The organism is Spirosoma endbachense, assembly GCF_010233585.1.
GTDB classification, from domain to species: Bacteria; Bacteroidota; Bacteroidia; order Cytophagales; family Spirosomataceae; genus Spirosoma; species Spirosoma endbachense.
In genome coordinates, this window is the sequence record NZ_CP045997.1 from 6,614,080 (window position 1) to 6,635,457 (window position 21,378).

13 protein-coding genes are annotated in these 21,378 nt (G+C 48.5%); 7 read left to right on the forward strand and 6 right to left on the reverse strand.

Annotated elements, in window-relative coordinates:
• Window positions 1-4: 4 nt before the first annotated feature.
• On the reverse strand, window positions 5-3,022 hold the full coding sequence (locus tag GJR95_RS27005; protein ID WP_162388813.1) for a TonB-dependent receptor: 3,018 nt from the start codon (window positions 3,020-3,022) through the stop codon (window positions 5-7).
• 463 nt (window positions 3,023-3,485) lie between these two features.
• On the opposite strand from GJR95_RS27005, the gene GJR95_RS27010 reads away from it, so the two are divergent.
• Window positions 3,486-4,838: a Gfo/Idh/MocA family protein gene (locus GJR95_RS27010; protein WP_162388814.1), complete on the forward strand. Its 1,353-nt coding sequence runs from the start codon at window positions 3,486-3,488 to the stop codon at window positions 4,836-4,838.
• Window positions 4,839-5,040: 202 nt separating this feature from the next.
• Window positions 5,041-6,222: an acyltransferase family protein gene (locus tag GJR95_RS27015; protein WP_162388815.1), complete on the forward strand. Its 1,182-nt coding sequence runs from the start codon at window positions 5,041-5,043 to the stop codon at window positions 6,220-6,222.
• Window position 6,223: 1 nt separating this feature from the next.
• Here the strand turns inward: GJR95_RS27015 and GJR95_RS27020 are convergent, their stop codons facing one another.
• Entirely contained in the window at window positions 6,224-7,123 is a 900-nt protein-coding gene (locus GJR95_RS27020) for an FAD:protein FMN transferase (RefSeq protein ID WP_162388816.1), read from the reverse strand.
• A 208-nt stretch (window positions 7,124-7,331) separates the two neighbouring features.
• On the opposite strand from GJR95_RS27020, the gene GJR95_RS27025 reads away from it, so the two are divergent.
• Window positions 7,332-7,535: a hypothetical protein gene (locus GJR95_RS27025; RefSeq protein WP_162388817.1), complete on the forward strand. Its 204-nt coding sequence runs from the start codon at window positions 7,332-7,334 to the stop codon at window positions 7,533-7,535.
• Window positions 7,536-7,551: 16 nt separating this feature from the next.
• Here the strand turns inward: GJR95_RS27025 and GJR95_RS27030 are convergent, their stop codons facing one another.
• The 3 genes from GJR95_RS27030 to GJR95_RS27040 form a co-directional block, all read right to left on the reverse strand.
• The gene (locus tag GJR95_RS27030; protein ID WP_162388818.1) at window positions 7,552-8,124 is read right to left on the reverse strand and encodes a Uma2 family endonuclease; all 573 of its coding nucleotides are present in this window, start codon (window positions 8,122-8,124) and stop codon (window positions 7,552-7,554) included.
• Window positions 8,125-8,202: 78 nt separating this feature from the next.
• Complete coding sequence (gene aroC / locus GJR95_RS27035) at window positions 8,203-9,306, reverse strand: chorismate synthase (protein ID WP_162388819.1); 1,104 nt, start codon at window positions 9,304-9,306, stop codon at window positions 8,203-8,205.
• Window positions 9,307-9,395: 89 nt separating this feature from the next.
• Window positions 9,396-10,847 carry a BatD family protein gene (locus tag GJR95_RS27040; protein WP_162388820.1) on the reverse strand — a complete coding sequence of 484 codons (1,452 nt, stop codon included), beginning with the start codon at window positions 10,845-10,847 and terminating at the stop codon, window positions 9,396-9,398.
• A gap of 122 nt (window positions 10,848-10,969) precedes the next feature.
• On the opposite strand from GJR95_RS27040, the gene GJR95_RS27045 reads away from it, so the two are divergent.
• On the forward strand, window positions 10,970-11,185 hold the full coding sequence (locus tag GJR95_RS27045) for a hypothetical protein (protein ID WP_162388821.1): 216 nt from the start codon (window positions 10,970-10,972) through the stop codon (window positions 11,183-11,185).
• 137 nt (window positions 11,186-11,322) lie between these two features.
• Here the strand turns inward: GJR95_RS27045 and GJR95_RS27050 are convergent, their stop codons facing one another.
• A complete protein-coding gene (locus GJR95_RS27050) occupies window positions 11,323-12,717 on the reverse strand; it encodes an MBL fold metallo-hydrolase RNA specificity domain-containing protein (RefSeq protein ID WP_162388822.1) in 1,395 nt (464 codons plus the stop codon).
• Between the two features lie 97 nt (window positions 12,718-12,814).
• On the opposite strand from GJR95_RS27050, the gene pbpC reads away from it, so the two are divergent.
• From pbpC to GJR95_RS27065, 3 genes are all read left to right on the forward strand, one after another.
• Window positions 12,815-15,175, forward strand: coding sequence for a penicillin-binding protein 1C (gene pbpC, locus GJR95_RS27055; RefSeq protein ID WP_162388823.1), 2,361 nt, complete (start codon window positions 12,815-12,817; stop codon window positions 15,173-15,175).
• 69 nt (window positions 15,176-15,244) lie between these two features.
• Window positions 15,245-15,682 carry a nuclear transport factor 2 family protein gene (locus tag GJR95_RS27060; RefSeq protein WP_162388824.1) on the forward strand — a complete coding sequence of 146 codons (438 nt, stop codon included), beginning with the start codon at window positions 15,245-15,247 and terminating at the stop codon, window positions 15,680-15,682.
• A 95-nt stretch (window positions 15,683-15,777) separates the two neighbouring features.
• Window positions 15,778-21,327: an alpha-2-macroglobulin family protein gene (locus tag GJR95_RS27065; protein ID WP_162388825.1), complete on the forward strand. Its 5,550-nt coding sequence runs from the start codon at window positions 15,778-15,780 to the stop codon at window positions 21,325-21,327.
• Window positions 21,328-21,378 lie beyond the last annotated feature (51 nt).

Genomic DNA, 21,378 nt, shown 5'->3' on the forward strand with positions numbered 1-21,378 from the left:
CGGTTTAATTCATCAGTTGATCAAAGGTTAGGCTGATGTAGTACATCGAACCAACACTTGGATTACCCCATGACTGCTGATACAGCTTCCCGATGAGGTTGGTGCCTCCAATTTTCAGAATAGACTTAACACCAGGTATTTTTTTGCTAATCTGAGCATCCAGCGTACTGTATGCCGGTATAATTGTCTGCTGACGGCCTGTAGCTTCAGTATTGGCAAAGCTTGACTCCCACCGGAATGAATCCTGTGCCCGCCATACAACGTTAAATCCGAAGTTACTGCCCGCAATATTCCGGTTGCCAAACGACAGATTATACCGATACTTCGGCGTATTAAAGAATGTCACGAATCCAGTCGGAATCTGATCCTGATCAATTAAATAGTTCGACGATACGTTGGCTCCGATATTATAATTGCCTGGTAGCAGATAATCCAACCCAATCGCCCAACCCGCATTTTTCAATTGGGTTGTCGAATTGACAGGATAGAAATATACGTTACGAGTTGCTGCACTGATAAGCTGTAACGTTGACGTCGGGTTCGTTGGCGAAACTGGCTGCCTTCCCTGTACTACCGTTTGTGTACCCAGGAAATTAAGGAATCGATTGTAGTAATAATAAGCATCAATAAATAACTTATTACCAATCAGCCCTTTATAACCCACTTCATACGTTTCTACCCGCTCAGGGTCATAGCCAGTATCAACAGCGGTTTTAAGTAATCCGAGGGCTTGTGGCAACGCAGCAGCACCACCCGTCTGCAAAGCTGCTCCAAATGCCTGTACAGACTGAAGGGTATAAATGGGGCTACCAGCAAAATTATAGCGCTGCTTAAACAAAGGCAGACCACCTATTAAATGTGCAGTAGGTGTAGTCAAATCAATGTACTGATCCTGCGTTGTTGGTATGCGGAAACCACGCTGAAATGATGCCCGGAAATTATGCACCTTGGCCACTGTCAATACCGCCGATAAACGAGGGCTTACCTGCGCTTTAAAATTCTGATTTTTGTCGTAACGAAGTGATCCCGTGAGTTTGAGTACATCAGCCAGTGTTTTCGATGCCTGCGCATAAACCCCATATTCATCGATCGTAAACTCTTTGCCGTTTTCGTCACGGGCAAACAGGGTCCCCTCTGAGTTCAAAGCATATCGGCGCACATTTCCACCTACGATCAATTCAATCAATTTTGGGTCAATTACCTTGCTGAAGTTATACATTGCTTCACCATGGTAGAGATTGGTTTTGTCAAGAAACCGGGCACCTACGCCCGTTGCATCGCCCGGTATAGGCTTCCCTGTTACAGCATCGAAAGCCTGCTGGAAACCAGCGGTACCGGGCAATAAACGCCCCTGGTCAGCCGCGCCCCGAGCCACATTAAGCCAGGCACTTTGTTGGTTTGTAACCGTTGCCTGTGCAGCAGCCAGCGCAGCTGTAGGCGACTGTCCTGAACCGAGAGCCGTTAAAAAAGCGGTGGTATAGCCCTGAAAGGCCGTTTGGGCATAAGTCCCAAAGTAGGTCGGGAACCACTTGGCAGCACTACCACTCCAGGCTTCATTGATCCCCTGTCCTAATATACCAGTAGCATAAGCATCGCCCGAGCGTTCCTGCGTGGTATAAGCCCGTACAAAGAAGTTAGATCCTTTCAGTTCGAGTTTATACTGTCCTAACTTAAAGCCTTTGATGTAGTAGCGATCGGCCCCCGTATAAACCGTCGTTCCAGTACCCCAGTTTGCTTGCAGAATAGCTTCTACGTTCTCGTTCAAACGGTAATGCAAAGCTCCATTTAGCTTTAGGTTAGTAGCATCGTAATTGACAAGTTCACTTTCCTGATAGCCTGTCCGCGAGATATTCAGGTTCGGAATAATGTTGTTGAAGATCTGTTGGGGCGTAAGGCCAGTCAGTTGCGGCAACGTTCTATTACCTGCCTGCGGAATTGGCGTACTGGCAATCAGGCCCAATATCTGCGATGAACCGTCGGCCCCAGTACCGGGCTGCCCATTGCCATAGAGATTGGAATACAGGTTAGCACTGGCATCACCGTAGATATTGATACCATCGTAACCCTGATTATTAGCCCGGTTACCCGTTTCAAGCGTATAGCCATTAGAGAATCCCTGGTCCCGATAGTCGGTCGCCTGCCAGTCTTTAGCCGATAGGTACGAAATGCCTACCTTAAAAGCCAGACGGTTATTGAATGCCTTGGCATAACGAAAGGCCGCATCATAGTAGGGTGTGGTTGCCGTTGACCGATTGCTGGCATTCATTACTCCGCCTTTCACATAGGCGCTGAGCCCCTGATACTGGAACGGACTTTTCGATGTCATTAAGAGTAAACCATTGATAGCATTGGGGCCGTAGAGCGCAGAGGCCGCACCAGGTAAGAGTTCAACGCTTTCCAGATCCAGTTCCGACACACCGGCAATGTTGCCAACGGAGAAATTCAGGCCCGGTGCCTGATTGTCCATCCCGTCCAGTAACTGGACAACCCTTGTGTTACCATTAGCGCCAAAACCACGTACGTTGACTGATTTGAACGTCAGACTTTGGGTGCTCATGTCAACGCCCTTTATATTCTGGATCGCATCATAAAACGACGCTGATGGCGTAGCCTGAAACGCTCGAATATCCAGCCGTTCGACCGATACGGGCGATTTAAGCACACTTTCCTCGACCCGTGAGGCCGATACAACGACTTCCTGCCCTAAATTGACCTGCTCTTTCAACGCAAAGTTCAGATCACTTCGATCGCCATTAATCACCTCTTCCTGCGACTGAAAACCAATCGACGAGATAGCAATAGTGAAAGGAGTAGGCGTATTCGTTGTTAAGGAAAAATTACCTTTCTGGTCAGTTATCGTACCAATAACTTTTCCTTTAACGATAATGCTGATACCGGCTAATTCCTCTTTCGTCGCTTCCGCAGTTATTTTGCCTGAAATTCGCGTTTGAGCCATAGCCCCCACACAAAACAAGCAGAAAAGCACAGGCAGGAGGAATGTGTGAGTAATTGATTTTTGCATAGGTGGCTGGTTAATAAATAGTTAACTTATAGAATACCTACTTTAATGCTAAACATACGGATAAGTCTTTATTCTGTGCAAGAAAATCTTGACATTAATTAATTATTTCCTCAATGGGTTTCCTGTCTTATTAGGCTCAAAGAGTGTTTTGGCGTTAGGGCATGGCCTTAAACCTGCCCCTGCGGGTTGCTAAACCGCATCCGGCATGAACGACGAGGTTTTGAGAATCGCGTCGGCTAACCCTCATAGCGTCGGTTTTAAGAAACCGACACCACATCTTTAAGAAACTCACACCACTTTTTTTAAGAAACCCATACCACGTCGGCTACCTGGCTGATTCATTCACCAGTCAATCGCAAACAAATTCATGGATCTTCGACAATAGATAAAGTAGTAAATATCTAATTAAGATGCCTTTTCATTGTTAAGCATCTTATTTCTCAACCGATACTCTCTTACCACGATGACGAACGAATCAAACCGGCGTGATTTCCTCAAAACCTCCGGCCTGCTGACAGGTGGTGCCCTACTTGGCAGTCTACCGTTCAGCGCAAAGGCCGAAACTGGCCATCCTGGCTATCATTTTTCAGCGAACGATACAATAAAAGTAGCTTTGATTGGCTGTGGTGGCCGTGGAACGGGTGCTGCTCAACAGGCTCTTAGCACGAAACAAAACGTCAAAATCGTTGCCATGGCCGATGCCTTCCGCGACCGTCTCGACGATGCCTATAAGGCTCTGATCGGACGTGGTGCCAAAGCGGCCGATGGAACGCCAAAAGTAGACGTGCCGGAAGACCATAAGTTCGTTGGGTTTGATGCCTACAAACAGGCTATGGCCTTAGCGGATGTAGTAATTCTGGCTACTCCACCCGGTTTCCGGCCAAGCCACTTTGAAGAGGCTGTTCGGCAGGGCAAGCAGGTTTTCATGGAAAAACCCGTTGCCACCGACGCTCCGGGCATTCGTCGGGTGTTGGCAGCTGCGGAAGAGGCCAAAAAGAAAAAATTAAACGTAGTCGTAGGTTTACAACGGCGCTATCAACCCAGCTACCGCGATATGATTAAGCGCATCCACGACGGTGCCTTAGGCGACATCGTGGGCGGACAGGTGTACTGGGTTAGCGGAGGAGTCTGGCAGAAGCCCCGCAAACCAAATCAGACTGAAATGGATTACCAGATGCGTAACTGGTATTATTTTAACTGGCTCTGTGGCGATCACATTAATGAACAGCACGTTCACAACATTGACGTGGCCAACTGGGTGAAAAACAGTTATCCCGTATCGTGCCAGGGAACGGGCGGTCGGCAGGTACGAACAGGCAAAGATTATGGCGAAATTTTCGATCACCATATTGTCGATTTTGTCTATGCCGATGGCACAACCATCAACAGCCAGTGCCGACACTATGAAGGCACCTACAGCCGGGTCGACGAAATGTTCCTGGGAACTAAAGGGAAGATTGAAGGTATGGAAAAGAAAAGCAGCGCATTGATGGGCTATAACGGTCAGCCGATCTATACCCATGATAGCAAAGCCGATGGGAATCCTTACCAGATTGAACACGACGAATTGTTCGAAGCCATTGCCAAAGGAGAATATAAATTTGCGGATGCCGAACGTGTTGCCAAAAGCACAATGACGGCCATTATGGGCCGTATGGCTACTTACTCTGGTAAAGTTGTGAAGTGGGATGAAGCACTAAATTCACAGATCGATCTTTTCCCCTCAACGCTGGCCTGGGATGCTCTGCCTAAGAGTTTACCCGATAAAGATGGGTTTTACCCAATAGCGGTACCGGGTAAAACAATAGCGGTTTAAGACCAAACTTCCTGTATTTATCTGGTTAAAATAAGGCCGACTGCCAACTGTGCAGTCGGCCTTATTCTGTTTCAGAAAGCGACTATTTTAATTCGTAAAATCCTGTCTATCTATTTGATTAATAACTAGTTTGAGTGGCATAAGCAACCCCAATAACCGGTATTGCATCTGGTAGCTAACTGGACTAATATTAATCCTTTTTATGGCTACCATTCAGCACCAAAGAGAACACTATATCGATTGGATCAGGGTTCTCGCCTTCATGGTCTTAATCTTTTTTCATTGCTCCATGCCTTTTGTGCGGTTTGGCTGGGAGATCAAAAACGAAGAACATTCGATCGTCCTCGATCGGCTTATAATCTGGTTGCACCAGTGGCGGCTACCTTTATTATTTTTCATTTCGGGAGTTGGAGTTAGCTTTTCTATACGGAAGCGGTCGGTTCTTTCATTTTTCGGGGAGCGAGTTATCCGGTTATTCATCCCCTTGCTTTTCTCCATGCTTTTTGTCATTCCCCTGCAGGTGTATTTTGAGCGCCTACAGGAAAAGCGGATCGATGAAAGTTACTGGCATTTCTATCCCTCAGTCTGGACTTTTATCCCCTATCCTGAGGGCACCCTTACCTGGAGTCATTTATGGTTTGTAGTCTACTTATTCGTATTTACAATTTTGCTGCTGCCCATTTTCTATTTATTCAACGTTCGGGCTCTGCGGATTTGGAAGCAAAAAATCAATCCGTTTTTTAGCCATCCACTCGCCAATCTATCACTGGCAATTCCTTTTATACTCTACTATTTTACTTTGTATATTCGATGGCCAGCTCAGGGCAGTTTATTTGATGATTGGTTTGTGTTTAACTCATCGATCACATTTTATTTTTTCGGTTACTTTCTCGGCGATTTATCATCCTTCTGGATCACCTGCGAAAAATACCGCAAGTTTTTTTTATCAGTTTCCCTGCTTTGTATGGCCGTTTTATTCTGGAACTATTACTGGGCGGTCAATTTGCCGAAGCAACAGGATAATTCACTTTATCTATACGGCCTTTTTGACGGTCTGCATATCTGGTCGACCATTCTGGCTATTATTGGTTTTGCCAAACGGCATTTAAATTTCACGAATCCAACACTCAGGTATTTAACTTCAGCCGTTTACCCATTTTACATTCTTCATCAAACGATTATTGTATCAACAGGCTATTACATTGTTCAATGGAACAGCCCCATTGCAGTGAAGTTGGTGGCGTTGATCCTTGTTTGCTTTCTCCTTTTATTTACGCTATATCATTTCCTGATCCGTCCTTTTGTTCTCACTCGTATACTGTACGGATTAAAGCCAAAGCAGATCAAACTGAATGAGAAGCTTGCTTATGTGGAACAGGTATAGGTTACCGGAATGGGGCCAATTGCCATTGGCGCAATTGGCCCTTTTTAGTTTCGATAATCAGCAAGTTTGCCCCCGGCCAACGGTTAATTAACCGACGACTCTTAGTCAACCCGGCCACGCTAAATACTTTCGTGAGCGCGTCGGCGTGGTAGCCGTTGGGAGCCATCACAGTGGCTCGAACAAAATGATGCAGGCCCAGACCAGTACGCGGGTCCATAATGTGTGAGTAACGTCGACCCTTATACTCCAGAAACCGGTAGGTGTCGCCCGATGTCGTTATGGCAGCATTTTTGAGAAAAACGGTTGCGGTATCGGGATCTCCGGCCTTTCCTGATCCAATACCGACACGCCAGCCTGCCGGGTTATCTGGCGGTGGATCGCCTACCAGAATATCACCCCCAATGTCTATCAGCGCCGACTGAATTCCGAACTGGTGCAATACTGTCAACGCTTCATCGATAGCAAAACCTTGCCCAATACCACCCACATCCAGACGCATACCCGACCGTCGAAGCTTTACTGAATGATGAATGCTATCTAACTCCATTAACCGATAACCCACTGACCGCCTGGCCCGACGACGTTCTTTTGCCGTTGGAAATTCCTTTCGTCGAACGGCTCTTCGCCATAAAAGCGACAAGGGTCCGACGGTTGGATCAAAGCGCCCGTTTGAGAGTCGGGCTATGGTTTGTGCCTTATTCAAGACATCGAATAACTCAGCAGACACAGGTACCCATTGGCCGGAACCACCGGTTGCCGATAAACGATTAATTTCGGAACCGTCCAGATAATCGCTCATGATCTGATTCAGGGAGTCCATTCTGGCCGAAACGGCGGCATTGGCTCGCTGTGCCATTACACTATCAGCCGTATAAAAAATTACATTGAACTGCGTGCCCATCAAACCCCGATGAAACGTAAAGCGATGTGCAACCGATTGAGCCGTACAAAAGGTAGAAAGGAATAAGGTGGCGATCAGCAGATGTATTGCCAGTCGAGAAGGAAATAGGGTGCGTCTTAAGCGTTTATGACGTAAATTTATTAACCTGTAGAAGTGTTTCCACTGAAATTGAGATAAGGCTTCTACGGGAAATTTTGCTAATCGTATTATGGTCACGATCAAAAATAAATTCGTTTTACTGGCCGCTGCCTTCTGGATAATCGGAATTGTGCTTCTCCTGATTGGTGCATGGGCCAGAAATAACCATTCCGATGCAGCCGGGACCTTACTGACACTAGGCATTCTGGGTCAGGCTATTGGCTTCGGCTTTTTGGGTTTTGCTATTATGCAGGCTGTTCTGAAGAAAAAGTAGTATTCTTATTCTTGGATCAAGCCTTGAATAAATCCTCGATCACAAATTGAAAATCGGGTACCACAGGGGCGGCTGAACAAACATCCTGCCCTTTAAATACCCTGATATCATCGGGCGAGGAGTAGGCATAAATTTTCTGTTGTTTCTGAGCAATGTACCAGACCAGCTGAACACCCGCATCAAAGTAGTCCTGCACTTTCTCCAGCACGTCGTTCTGCGACTCTGAGTCCGATAAAATCTCGATGGCTAAGGGAGGCATAAAGCGTTTACCTATTTTAGCTTCTCTTATCTGCTCATCGGTGAAAATAGCCAAATCAGGGATTCGTTTGCGAAACGCATCGACATACGCATCTCCTTCTGACAACATTTCTGCTCCTTGCTGGTATAACTGTGTTTTGGCAAAGGCACGCATTAAAAATCGAGCAATAAACAATTCTTCCTGCTTCATGGCGGGTTTCCTGATGATTCTTCCCCGCACGAACTCGTAGTTTACATCCGTTTTTTTACGGGCAAGCCACTTTTCGAATTCGGCAACCGTTTGCGGTGCCGACCGACGTTTCGCGCGGGATGTGGTTATCTTCGTTTCCATATTGAGCAGTTGGTTTATCAACCGTTATTGCCGACATAAGTCTGCACTGAAAGAATTTATTCCAGGCTGAAGTCAAATCTACAAAATTCCGGCCTCCTGGCGGTCTATCTGCGAGACTTTGTTGCGCAGGTACATGTCCACGAGCACCAAAGCGGCCATTGCCTCGACGATAGGCACGGCACGCGGTACAACACATGGATCATGTCGGCCTTTTCCTGAAACAGTTACCGGCTGGCCATGAATATCTACGCTGTCCTGATCCTGCATGATGGTCGCTACGGGTTTGAAAGCGGTGCGAAAGTAAATGTCTTCGCCGTTACTGATTCCACCCTGAATTCCCCCCGACTGGTTGGTTTTGGTACGAACTCGCCCTTGTTCATCCGTATAAAATTCGTCGTTATGCTGCGAACCGTACAATGCTGCACCCGCAAATCCGCTGCCGTATTCAAATCCTTTAACAGCATTGATGCTCAGCATCGCTTTGCCCAGTTCGGCATGGAGTTTATCGAAAACCGGCTCGCCCCAACCAACTGGGACCCCCGTTACGACGCAATCGACTATTCCGCCGATCGAATCGCCCTGCTTGCGAGTTTCGTCAATGTATTGAAACATGCGTTCGGCCATTTCGGGATCAGGACAACGAACAGGATTCTCTTCGGCAAGGGCCAGATTTAGGTCAGCATATGCTTTTTCGAGCTTCATCGTACCAACCTGCGAAACGTAAGCCTGAACCTGAACACCCTGCTGCGCCAGGAGCAGTTTAGCTACCGCACCCGCGGCAACCCGCGCTGCCGTTTCGCGCGCCGATGACCGCCCACCACCCCGATAATCACGGGAGCCGTATTTAGTTTGATAGGTGTAATCGGCATGGGAAGGCCGAAACTGTTCGGCAATATGGCCATAGTCTTTACTTCGCTGGTCGGTATTGCGAATTACTAGTGCGATGGGTGTTCCCTGTGTTTTTCCGTCAAACACGCCCGACAATACCTCAAATTCATCAGCCTCACGCCGTTGGGTTGTAATTCGTGACTGGCCAGGTTTACGCCGATCCAAATCATGCTGAATAAAATCAGTATCAAACGTCAATCCGGCCGGGCAACCATCTATAACCACGCCAATGGCTGGCCCATGTGATTCGCCGAAAGTAGAAATTTTAAATAGTGTTCCGTACGTACTACTCATGCTTGCTTATGGCTAGTGGATGCCGATGCTCAGATACTGAATCGCAGAAAACAACCCTTTCCCGAATGCATCATCTCGAATCCACTCATTTATCTCTTAAAAAATACAAAGATCATTCCTAATAGCATCAATACAATCAACACATTGGCAATCGCTCGAATTAAAACCGGAATACTCAAGGGTTGATGCGTACTATCCATCGTTTCGATACCGGCATACAGGGAATCTCCGGCGGGCGTTACAACAACGGTTTCGCCGTTTGTGCCCGACAACGCAGCTTCTACCGTTGAATTAATAGCGATTGCCGATCCTTTTTTGCCGACCTGTAGCTGTAAACGTGGTCGAAGCGTATCATATCGGGCCGTTTGCGGATTAAAATAAATCCATTGAAAGCGATTGATCAATGAAATCATTCCATTCTGATGGGGCACAACAAAATAAGTAAACGTCTTATGGCCCGTAACCTCCGTGCCCGAATTATTAATGGTATGGCGTTCTTTGGGAGGAAACACATCAACAGCGGTGGTGTCACTAAGCGTTTCGGGTGCCGGAAGCGTCGCGATATTACCTTCACCTGTCACAGAAAATGTATAGCGAACACTTTGCCCAACGCTGACTCGCTGCCGTTCCAGGCCTTCTTCCAGGCGGAATAATCCAACGGGCACCCGCCCCCGCAAGGGATGCGCTGGCAACGGCCGAACGGCCACAGTAAGCGGTTTGCTGGTAAAGACAATCGTTTCTGGCTTAGCCGATGGTGGACCAATAATAGGCTCCTTGCCCAGCCACAGGGTCACCGCCGGTAATTTTAACGTCTGATTCGATAACGGAAAAAAAACGGATTGATAAAGCCGAAACTCCCGAAACTTTTTTCCGCCAACCGATACGGGCATAGGATTTAGCTCGGTTATATTCAGGTTTTCTTCCCACGCATTGGCCGGCCGGATTTTTTTATTGATTGCCTGTAACTGCTTATCGAGAGCGGTAAAACTTAGTTTATAAGGATAATTGTCGGCGACAAAAAACGACAGCGTCAGCGCTACACTTTCGCCCGAAAAAATTATAGATTTTGAGGCTCGAAGTGATAGGAAAGCCGACCCATTAGGCGGAGGAACAATGGCTGTAGCCGTCAAATTAGTAGGAATTGACGCGGTTGCCGACGAACGAACCACTAAAATCGTACCCTCCGATTGCACCGTTTCATCATTGACCTGGATACTAAATGGCGGGACTCGAAAACGTCCCGGTGCCCGTGCCTGATAATTTTGCGTAATAACTTGATTAGTAATTGTTTTTCCACCAATTTCACTGGGCGTAACGCTCGCGGAGGTCCCCTTTTTGGTGAACCCCGCAATATCAGGAAAAGTGATGGATGGCCGGGTGTCACTGTTGGGAATGATAACAGAAATAGTGAAAGGCCGTTCAATCGGAAAATTTGTTTGACCTAACTCAATAGTTATGTCATTTTCAATTACTTGGCTAAAGCCAGCAATTGAGACACAAAAAAATAATGCAAGAAAATTGCGGAATATTGCAAGCATCATTGTTAATTTGGGGCAACAATTTTATAAGATCAGCCGTTACGGTTTAAGTAGCCCAATAAGAACGAACCAGTCAACCTCTTTCAGTATCCATAAGCTTCTTTAACCAAAAAAAATGACAGACCATGCTTTCTATGCTTGAGTATATCAAAACCATCCTTCAGAAGGTGAGTTTTGATAAATCCCTGTTTGAAAAAGAATTGGCTAAAGCCATCAAAATGCTTATCCCTAAAGAAGTAAGACAGCTTAAACGCTGGTGTTACGCCCAATTTGGTAAAGTGTATCGTGTTGTACTGAACCGTTGCTTTACACGAGGCTTCGCCCGGGTACGTTTTACCTGACAAAGCAACTCTACTTTCCTGCAAAATTAATAAACCCCGGTTGATGAAGCCGGGGTATTTTTATGTTCTTAATTTAAGTGGGTTAACATAGGGCTGCCGCACGAATGCAATTAGCAACCGTATACCAGGTACCGTTCTCACAGCGTCACTTTCTGTTTCATATCAGGAATGTCAATATTCCTGAAACCAACGGCTTCCAGTTTCTCCTTCCAGATGACCTGTTTGTCATACTCACCATGTACCAGAAATACGTTTTTGACGCGTGTCGGGTCCTGACAGCTCAGAAACTGGATCATTTCCCGGTAATCGCCATGTGCAGAGAAAGAATCCATAATCTCTACCCTCGCCCGAACCGGATAACGATCACCGAAAATAGTAACCTCCTTATCACCCCGTTTGATCGCACCGCCCAGGCTGGTAGGCGATGCATACCCAACCAATAAAATAGTCGTGTTTGGCTTTTCGATATTATTCTTGATATGGTGCTTGATACGGCCAGCTTCAGCCATACCCGATGGCGCAATGATGATACAAGGTTCACGGCTATCATTAATTGCTTTTGAGCTTTCAACATCCGCTACATAGTGCAGGTTGGGAAAATTGAAAGCGTCGCCGTCTTTTTTGATATAAGCCAGAATATCAGGATTAAAATCTTCTTCATGATCGCGCATGACCTCGGTTGCTTTTACCGACATTGGGCTGTCGATATAAACAGGCAGTCGGGGCAGGCTTCCTTCGCTCGATAGCTGGTCCAGGGCATAAATCAATTCCTGGGTCCGGTCAACGGCGAAAGCAGGAATAATCAGCTTACCGCGACCTTCCACACACGTTTGCTGTACAATCCGTAACAAATGGGCTTTCATATCAGGCTCGGCCTCATGAAGTCGGTCACCATAGGTCGATTCGCAGATAATATAGTCGGCCTGCGGAAACGTATCGGGTGAGCGGAGAATTTTGTCGTCAGGCCGCCCAATATCGCCACTAAAGAAGAGCTGCTTTTCTGCGCCATTCTCGCGAATCGTCAGGCTTACCGATGCGCTTCCGAGCAGGTGGCCTGCATCGGTCAGTAAACCAGTTACCTCGTCACAGATAACAAAGGGTGTATTGTAGCCAACAGCCACCATTTGGTCTAACGCCCGCCGAACATCATCTTCGTCATAAAGCGCTTCAAGTTCGGGCTGGCTCCGTCGCTGGCGTCGCTCATTGACCCGTTCGAGATCACGCTCCTGAATGCGTGCGCTATCCATAAGCATAACTTCGCACAGGTCGATCGTTGCCGATGTGGTATAAATTGGCCCCTGGAAACCTTTTCGCACGAGCCGGGGAATTAAACCCGTATGATCGATATGGGCGTGCGACAACACCATATAATCTACCTGAGCGGGATCGAAACCGAACTGCTGATTAAGCTCGTCGGTATTGATGCCCTGAAATAGCCCGCAATCGAGCAGAATCTGCTTACCCGATGCGATTGTAAGCAGATGTTTACTACCTGTTACGGTACGAGCGGCACCAAAGAACTGAATGGTCATCGTTTTAACGTATGGTTTCGTTGATTAAGGGAATTCACTGATTTTTGCGTTTACTTTCCAGACCCAAAAGTGTAGAGAAGTCACGAAGAACAAAGCAATGATTGGATCAATATTGGGAAACGTTCGCGTCATCGCCAAACGAATCGGACAATCACCCTCCGTGAAAGTTCTTCTGGCTGTATTCCTGCTATTTTTCTGCGTCGATTTTTCATTTCCGGTCAAAACAACGATTCCGTATTCTACCCTGATTACGGCTCGTGATGGATCGATCCTGCACGTTTTTTTAAGTCGCGACGACAAATGGAGGATGTATGCCGAACTGCCCGAAATAACTCCTACTCTCCGCGACGCTATTTTGTTCAAGGAAGACAAGTATTTCCGGTATCACTTCGGATTTAATCCGGTAGCCATGATTCGGGCCGCCGGGCGAAATCTCCTGTCGGGCAGACGCACATCGGGCGCGTCGACCATCACGATGCAGACCGTAAGACTACTCGAACCCCGCCAACGAACCTACCGGAGCAAGCTCATCGAACTATTCCGGGCCGTACAGTTGGAAGTCCATTATTCCAAAGATGAAATTCTGCAACTGTACCTGAACCTGATTCCATATGGCGGAAATATCGAAGGCCTGAAATCGGCCTCCCTGCTCTACTTTGGCAAACCGCCCAAGCTACTCAGTCTGGCCGAACTAACCACCTTAGCTATTATTCCGAATCGACCATCGAGCCTCAGGCTCGGCACGAACAATGCTTTCGTTGTTCAGGAACGAAACCGCTGGCTTACCCGCTTCCGCACGAATCACCTCTTCAACGATGAAACCATTACCGATGCGCTGAATGAGCCACTCATTGCTTACCGGCGTTCTGCCCCGCAACTGGCTCCCCATCTGTCGCGTCGACTTCGGGCCGAAAATCCCGATTCACCCATTATTCACGCATCGCTGCAACCAGCAACGCAGGCCACCGCCGAGCAGTTAGTTCAGAACTATTCGAATCGCATTCGAGCGTATAATATCCACAATTCGGCCGTACTGGTTGTGGATAACCAAACCAGAGAAGTAATTGCTTATGTCGGTTCGTCTGATTTCGGCAATGCGTTCGACGGTGGGCAGGTAGATGGGGTTCGGGCCATACGGTCGCCGGGTAGTGCCTTGAAGCCCCTGTTATACGGATTGGCTTTCGATGCGGGAGCTATTACCCCCAAGACAAAACTCAACGACGTACCGACAAACTTCAACGGTTATGAGCCCGACAATTATGACCGGAAATTCAATGGCCCCGTTACGGCCGAGTTTGCCCTGGCCAATTCACTCAACATACCGGCAGTTTCCCTGCTGAAAGAAGTTGGCACACCGGCCTTCATTGCAACGCTGCGCAAAGCCGGTTTTTCAACGATCAGGAAACAGGCCAGCGATTTAGGGCTTTCCATGATTCTGGGCGGTTGTGGGGTTACACTCGAAGAGATGACCCGATTGTATGCAGGCTTGGCCAATGGAGGAACAGTAAGCGAGTTACACTACACTACTCAGCCCGCAACGGCCCGTCTTCACCCAAATCAGGAGAAAGGAGTCAGCGTAGTGTCAAAAGAAGCTGCCTATCTCATCACCAATACGCTCACACAGATTACCCGGCCTGATTTGCCCAACAATTTCGACAATAGTTATCACCTCCCCCGAATTGCCTGGAAAACGGGCACATCCTACGGTCGGCGCGATGCCTGGAGTATTGGGTATAATCAGCGTTACACCATTGGCGTATGGGTTGGGAATTTTTCAGGCATTGGGGTCGCTGAACTCAGTGGTGCCAATACGGCAACACCATTATTATTTCAGCTTTTCAATGCCTTGGATTATAACTCGCCCAATGGATGGTTCCGAAAGCCAGCAAGCAGTTTGTCGATGCGGCTCGTCTGTCCCGAAACCGGTGACATACCCGGCGAATTCTGCGCCAATCCGATCACCGACTATTGCATCATGGGCGTGTCCCATTATCGACGGTGCCAGCATCGAAAAGCCGCTTTTACGAACGCAGCAGGAACACTATCCTACTGCGCCCATTGTCGTCCAGATTCTGGCGCGGTACGCCGATCATACGCCAATTTATCGCCGGAGGTTGCCGTCTTTTACCAGAGCAGGCATATTCCCTTCGATAAAATGCCTCCCCATAATCCGGCTTGTGAACGAGTTTTTGGTGGCAACGCGGGGCCGCTGATAACGAGCCTAAACGATGGTAGCGATTATTTTATCAATCCAAAACAACCGGCCGATCTGGAACTGGGTTGTCAGGCGGCCAACGATGTAGAAACCGTATTCTGGTACCTCAATGACAAACTGTATCGAAAAGCAAAACCAACCGAAGCCATTTTCTTTAAACCTCAGCCCGGCCCGTTAAAAATCTCCTGTGCCGACGACAAAGGACGTTATAGCGATTTACGGGTGATGATAAAAAATGAGTAATAGTTTCTTCATTTTGCTTTTCCACTATTTATCAACACATTTCCGTTGGAAAATTCAATCATACGATCAATGAAAACTTTACTTGTATTAGCTACGGCTTTATTGTTCACCACAGTCAGTTTTGCCCAACAAACTACCGACCCAGCGCAAGATCCAACGGCTCTTGGGAATGCATTCTTTAAGGCTATGCTCGATGAAGATGGCACCACCATCGGAAAGCTACTCGCCAGTGATTTCAGCCTTACCAGCTTCGACGGTAATGCGGTTGAAGGAGACTTATTAGCTCAGGGTGTTTCTGGTGGGTATGTCGTGGTCGAAACCGCTACTGTTTCAAATACGCGGACACGGCAATACAACAACGACGCAGCTATAATGACAGGAACCTGGAAAGCGAAGGGTAGTGTTCAGGGTCAGGGATTTGACACCACAGTATCGTTTTCTATCGTCTCGGCCAAGCAGGGTGGCTCCTGGAAAATAGCGAATGTTCAGTTCACGCCGACGCACTGATAACCGCTCAATAAGTCAAAGATTGAAAAACCAACCCACTCACCAATTTTGAGTGGGTTTTTTCGTCAATCTTTGACCATTCATTACTACACTATATGAAAACGCGTCTGTTCCGCCATTCTCGCATTGGCGGACTATTCCTGTTAATCCTTACGCCCTTCCTTTTTCTACTGAACTGTTCCCGGCTTTCATTCAATGAAGTAACGGTAGTCGGTCGCAATTTTGGCGACGAAGTACAACAGACACAAAATCTCACCTTCTCGTTTAACAAGAACGTTGGCCCCAACGCACAACTTGACGAATGGGATTCGACCCAGTATGTACGATTCATTCCAGCCGTGCGCGGCAAATTCAAATGGACCGCCCCGAACGAGCTGGTATTTTCTCCGGCGGTCGCCTTTAATCCGGCAACCGACTACCGTGCCGAGCTGACCGATGATATTCTGAAACGGTCTGATCAGAAAGACCTCAAAGTGTCTGGCGATGACATTGCCTTTCACACGCCTTACCTGCAATTGACTGGCACCGAAAGCTGGTGGGCGAAATCGAAGGAAACCGGGCAGCCGGTAGCCAGGACCCGGCTTAACTTCAATTACCCCATCAGTTCGGCTGAGGTATCGGCCAAAGTAGGCATTTCGTCAGAAGACAAACCCTTAACAACACAGGTTGCCCAAAGCGATGCTCCAACTAGTGTAGCCCTAATTCTGGCGAATGCACCCGCGCAAAAGAATGAACAACCGTTGGCGATCAAACTGGATAAAGGGATCAAAATTCCGAACACTGCCTATGTTAGTAAGGACGTGATTGAAGAAACCGGAACGCTCCCATCGCGCTACAAAATCGATATTGTCGATGTACAGACGAGTTTCGAAAACAACCACGCTGGCGCAGGACCACAGGGTGTTGTACGGGTCATTACAACTCAGGAATTACAACCCGGTGAGCTTAATCGATACTACACCATTCAGCCGGAGGTCGAAACAACTGCCGAACTAACTGAAAATGGTTTTATCATTCACGGCAATTTCAGTGAAACCGATACGTATGTGTTAACGCTCACTGATCAGATCCGGGGCACGCTTGGCACGAAGCTTAACGAGCCCGTAACCCGCGATTTGTTTTTCGGAAAAATGCCCGCCAGCATTCAGTTTGCCAACAAACAAGCCTTGTATTTATCGTCGAAAGGGGCCAAAAATATAGGCCTGGCTATTGTCAACGTGCCCAAAGTGCAAATCAAGATCGCGAAGCTCTACGAAAATAATATCCTGAACTACCTCCGCTCAGATCGCTACGAAGAATACGCTGAAAATGCCGATGGTCAATGGAAACCTTCTGGCGCATTCAACTACAGCGATGACGAATCGGGTGACCTGAGCGATGTGCTCGTCAGCAAGACCGTCGAAACGGCCGACCTGCCTAAAGTTCGGGGCGTGTCGGCTCTAAATCTGGCCTTACCCGACCACAATAAAAGCCTCGGCGAGCATCCGCTTCAGGAACATCCACTCCGGGGTGTTTATCTGGTAACGGTTGGCTCTAAAGACGAAGCTTATCTGCGGGCAAGTCAGTTGGTATCGGTGTCGGATATTGGCCTGGTAGCTCGCCAGACCAAAGACGAAGTATTGATCTGGGCCAATTCAATTCAAACGGCCGAACCGTTGCAAGGTGTTGAACTGACGCTGGTTAGCAGTAATAATCAGTCGGTTTATACGCTAAAAACCGATGGCAGCGGATTCGCCCGATTTGAGAAAGTTGCCGAAAAAGCGCCCGGCTTCAAAATCGCATTGGTTACCGCAAAACTGGAGGCTCCCGACAACGACGACTTTAATTTTCTTTTCTTACCTGACACGCAGGTCGAAACATCTCGTTTCGATGTAGAAGGCAAACGTGATAATGAATCAGGATTCGATGCGTTCGTATATGGCGATCGTGATATTTACCGACCCGGCGAAACCATTCACTTCAATACCGTAATCCGGTCGCAGACCTGGGCAAGCGTGGGCGAAATTCCCGTTCTGATTCGTCTCCTGATGCCCAATGGCCGCGAATTCCGGGCGTTCCGCAAAACGACTAATGCGCAGGGAGCTGTAACAACCGACATTCCACTCGACCCGGCCGCCGTCACGGGCAGCTATACGATTGAAGTGCTGAATGCGAACAACGTATTGCTAACCTCACAGGCCGTGAGTGTCGAAGAGTTTATACCCGATCGCATCAAAGTAGATGTTCTGAGCGATCAAACCAGTTATAAATCGGGACAGACGATCACGCTCTCAGCTACTGCGTTGAATCTGTTTGGCCCCCCTGCTTCTGACCGCGCCTATGAAATGGAGTTGCAGCTTAAACGGAAGGTGTTTGCTCCAAAAGGATTTGGCGACTACAATTTCGATATTCCGAACGAAACGACATTTCCGAAAGATCTCCGGCAGGGTCGTACGAATGCCAATGGGCAGGCAACCGAACGATTCCCGATTCCGGCTCTTTATCAGGCCATTGGCGTTCTGGAAGGCAAGTTGTTCGTAACCGTTTTTGACGAAAATGGCCGACCTGTCAATCGGCTTCGGCGCTTCGATGTACTCACTCAGGATACATTCTTTGGGGTCCGATTGCCCGATCGGTATGTCGCAACCAACGCGCCTGTTTCCGCCGAACTGGTTGCCGTCGATCCAACGGGTGCCATCCGACAGTCGGCCTCTGCCAGCGTAGAGGTAATTCGGTACGATTACCAGACGGTCATCGAAAAAAAGAACGATCAGATCAAATACACGACCAAACGGCGCGAGAAATCCGTGTACAGCAATACACTGATTTTCAAAGCGGGTAAAGCTGGCTTCCGGTATGTACCAACGACTTCGGGCGAATACGAAATCCGGGTTCGTCGGCCGGGCCAGTCCGATGCTTCCGCAATAAGTTATGCCGCTACGGGCTTTTATGCTTACGGCTACGGCAGCACGTCGGCTTCGTCGTTTGAAGTAAGTCAGGAAGGACAGGTGCTGATGACGCTGGACAAACCCGTTTACCAGACGGGGGATAAGGCCAAAGTTCTTTTCAAAGCTCCTTTCGATGGTAAACTTCTGGTAACCGTCGAACGAAACCGTGTGCTTGAACATCATTGGCTAACAACAACCAATAAATCAGCAGAGTGGAGTTTTTCGGTCGGGGCCGAGCATCTGCCCAATGTATACGTTACAGCAACACTGATCCGGGCGATTGACTCGGGCGCTGGTACAAACCTGCCTCTGACAGTTGCCCATGGTTTTGCTCCCGTATCGGTTGAAGATATGGATACGAAACTACCCGTCACGATTACCGCAGCCACACAATCGCGCTCGAAAACGAAACAAACGATAAAGATCAAAACTGCCCGGAATGCGCAGGTAACGGTAGCCGTAGTCGACGAAGGGATTCTGCAACTCAAGAATTTTAAAACACCGGACCCCCACGGGTTCTATTACCAGAAACGGGCGCTCGAAGTAGGGAGCCACGACCTGTATGCGCTGCTTTACCCCGAACTCTCGCTTCTTTCGTCGTCCAGTGTCGGGGGCGATGGTTATGATCTTGAACGACGGGTTAATCCACTCAGCAATGGCCGGGTGAAGCTGGTTGCGCTCTGGAGCGGAATTCTGGAAACAGGACTGGATGGAGAAGCTGAGTTTACTGTCGATATTCCCCAATTTTCGGGCGATCTGCGGGTAATGGCGGTATCCTACAAAGACAACGCCTTCGGGTCAGCAAACACCAATATGAAAGTAGCCGATCCAATTGTGATCAGTACTGGCGTACCGCGTTTTCTTACCCCCGGCGATCAGGTCGAACTTCCCGTTAATCTAAGCAACACGACCAAACAACCAGCCGTTGTTACGGCCCGGCTTAGCCTGACAGGCCCCCTCTCAGCCGATAGCCTGACCACGCAGAAACTAACCATTCAGCCCGGCCGCGAAAGTCGTACCATCTTCCGAATTAAGGCAACCCAGGCTATTGGTCCCGGCGCAATTACGGTTACGGTGAATGGCTCCGGCACATCCATGCAGGGTGAAACGTTTATCGAGAAAACGGACATAACCGTTCGCCCGGCGGCTTCGTTGCAGAAAACCACCCTCTCTGGTGCCGTTACTGGCGGGAAAACGCAAACACTGGCATTGGCCGGTAACCGTTTCCTGCCTGGAACAGCCCGAACGAGCGTTACATTGAGTCGGTCACCGGTGGCTCAGTATGGCAAAGAGCTGTCGTTCTTGCTGGGCTACCCCCATGGTTGCATTGAACAGACGATTTCCAAAGCTTTTCCGCAGATCTATTTCGCCGATTTAACCAAACAGCTTGGGGCCAATACGTATTTTGTTCGGGCCGGAGATAGTGACCTGAATCCGTCTACCAATGTTAGGCAAGCCATCCAGAAGATTGAGGGATTACAGGCTCAGAATGGCGGTTTTTCGATGTGGTCTGGTCAAACAGAAGTCGATGAGTGGGCCACAGCCTATGCCGTGCATTTCCTGAGCGAAGCCCAGGAAGCAGGTTATGAGGTTCGGAGTTCGGTACTCAGTTCGGCCCTCGAGCATTTAACCAACTTCGCCAACAACCCCGCGACTGAAAATGCCGTTTCTTTCGATGAGGCTGGTGGACGAACCGTGAAAAAAGTAGCCAGCCGAACCAGTATTTATGCACTCTACGCGCTGGCGGTGGCAGGTAAGCCAAACCGGTCAGCCATGAATTACTACAAACAGAATGCGGGTTCGCTAACACCTGACAGCCGCTACCTGCTGGCGTCGGCATTCTTCCGGGTAGGCGATACGCGCAGCTTTACAGCGATATTACCAAAACGATTCACGGACAACACAACCGAACGGCAAACGGGTGGCAGCTATGCCTCACCCCTGCGGAACCTCGCCCTGGTGCTCGACGCCCTTGTAGACACCGATCGCGACAATTTGCAGGTTCCGGCGCTGGCCCGTCAGCTCTCGAATGCATTGCGCCAGTCGAGTTATCTCAACACGCAGGAAGCAGCCTTCGCTTTTTTAGCACTGGGGAAACTGGCTCGTCAGACGGCCAGCAGCACCGCTACGGCGACTTTAACGGCTGGCGGAAAATCACTCGGTGCGATGACCGATGCATTTCTGAACATTAAACGTGTACCAGGCAATCAACCATTGACTTTAAATACCAAAGGCTCCGGCAATGTGTATTATTTTGTCCAGAGTGAAGGCGTTCCGGAAAATGGCAGGATTACCGAAGAGGATAATGGTCTGCATGTTCGTCGGGAGTTTCTTGATCGCGACGGGAATCCGCAGCGTGAGATTCGGCAGAATGATCTGGTCGTTGTAAAAATCACACTGGCAAGCACCAACGGCTTAGAGGTTGAGAATGTCGTTGTTACCGACTTACTGCCCGCTGGGCTGGAGGTCGAAAATCCACGACTGACCGAACAGCGCGATATGCCCTGGATCAAGAACCCGACCAATCTTGACCATTTCGACTTACGCGACGATCGAATTAATTTCTACACTACGGCCAGCGGCAAGGAACGAACCTTCTATTACCTCGCCCGAGCCGTTTCAAAAGGCCGATTCGTACTAGGCCCTGTTTCAGCCGATGCGATGTATAATGGTGACTACCGAAGCTACAATGGAGCAGGAGTTTTAGTGGTCAATTAATGTGCCTGCTTTTGACCATGCGTTTCGTTGTGGAGTGTTCATTTATCTCTA

What these genes read in the sequence shown, in the direction of transcription:
- GJR95_RS27060 (WP_162388824.1), top strand. Translation starts at nt 15,245, where the DNA reads ATGAAAACTTTACTTGTATTAGCTACGGCTTTATTGTTCACCACAGTC.
- GJR95_RS27030 (WP_162388818.1), bottom strand. Translation starts at nt 8,124, where the DNA reads ATGGAAACGAAGATAACCACATCCCGCGCGAAACGTCGGTCGGCACCG.
- aroC (WP_162388819.1), bottom strand. Translation starts at nt 9,306, where the DNA reads ATGAGTAGTACGTACGGAACACTATTTAAAATTTCTACTTTCGGCGAA.
- GJR95_RS27050 (WP_162388822.1), bottom strand. Translation starts at nt 12,717, where the DNA reads ATGACCATTCAGTTCTTTGGTGCCGCTCGTACCGTAACAGGTAGTAAA.
- GJR95_RS27005 (WP_162388813.1), bottom strand. Translation starts at nt 3,022, where the DNA reads ATGCAAAAATCAATTACTCACACATTCCTCCTGCCTGTGCTTTTCTGC.
- GJR95_RS27020 (WP_162388816.1), bottom strand. Translation starts at nt 7,123, where the DNA reads ATGGGCACGCAGTTCAATGTAATTTTTTATACGGCTGATAGTGTAATG.
- GJR95_RS27015 (WP_162388815.1), top strand. Translation starts at nt 5,041, where the DNA reads ATGGCTACCATTCAGCACCAAAGAGAACACTATATCGATTGGATCAGG.
- GJR95_RS27065 (WP_162388825.1), top strand. Translation starts at nt 15,778, where the DNA reads ATGAAAACGCGTCTGTTCCGCCATTCTCGCATTGGCGGACTATTCCTG.
- GJR95_RS27045 (WP_162388821.1), top strand. Translation starts at nt 10,970, where the DNA reads ATGCTTTCTATGCTTGAGTATATCAAAACCATCCTTCAGAAGGTGAGT.
- GJR95_RS27040 (WP_162388820.1), bottom strand. Translation starts at nt 10,847, where the DNA reads ATGATGCTTGCAATATTCCGCAATTTTCTTGCATTATTTTTTTGTGTC.
- GJR95_RS27025 (WP_162388817.1), top strand. Translation starts at nt 7,332, where the DNA reads ATGGTCACGATCAAAAATAAATTCGTTTTACTGGCCGCTGCCTTCTGG.
- pbpC (WP_162388823.1), top strand. Translation starts at nt 12,815, where the DNA reads ATGATTGGATCAATATTGGGAAACGTTCGCGTCATCGCCAAACGAATC.
- GJR95_RS27010 (WP_162388814.1), top strand. Translation starts at nt 3,486, where the DNA reads ATGACGAACGAATCAAACCGGCGTGATTTCCTCAAAACCTCCGGCCTG.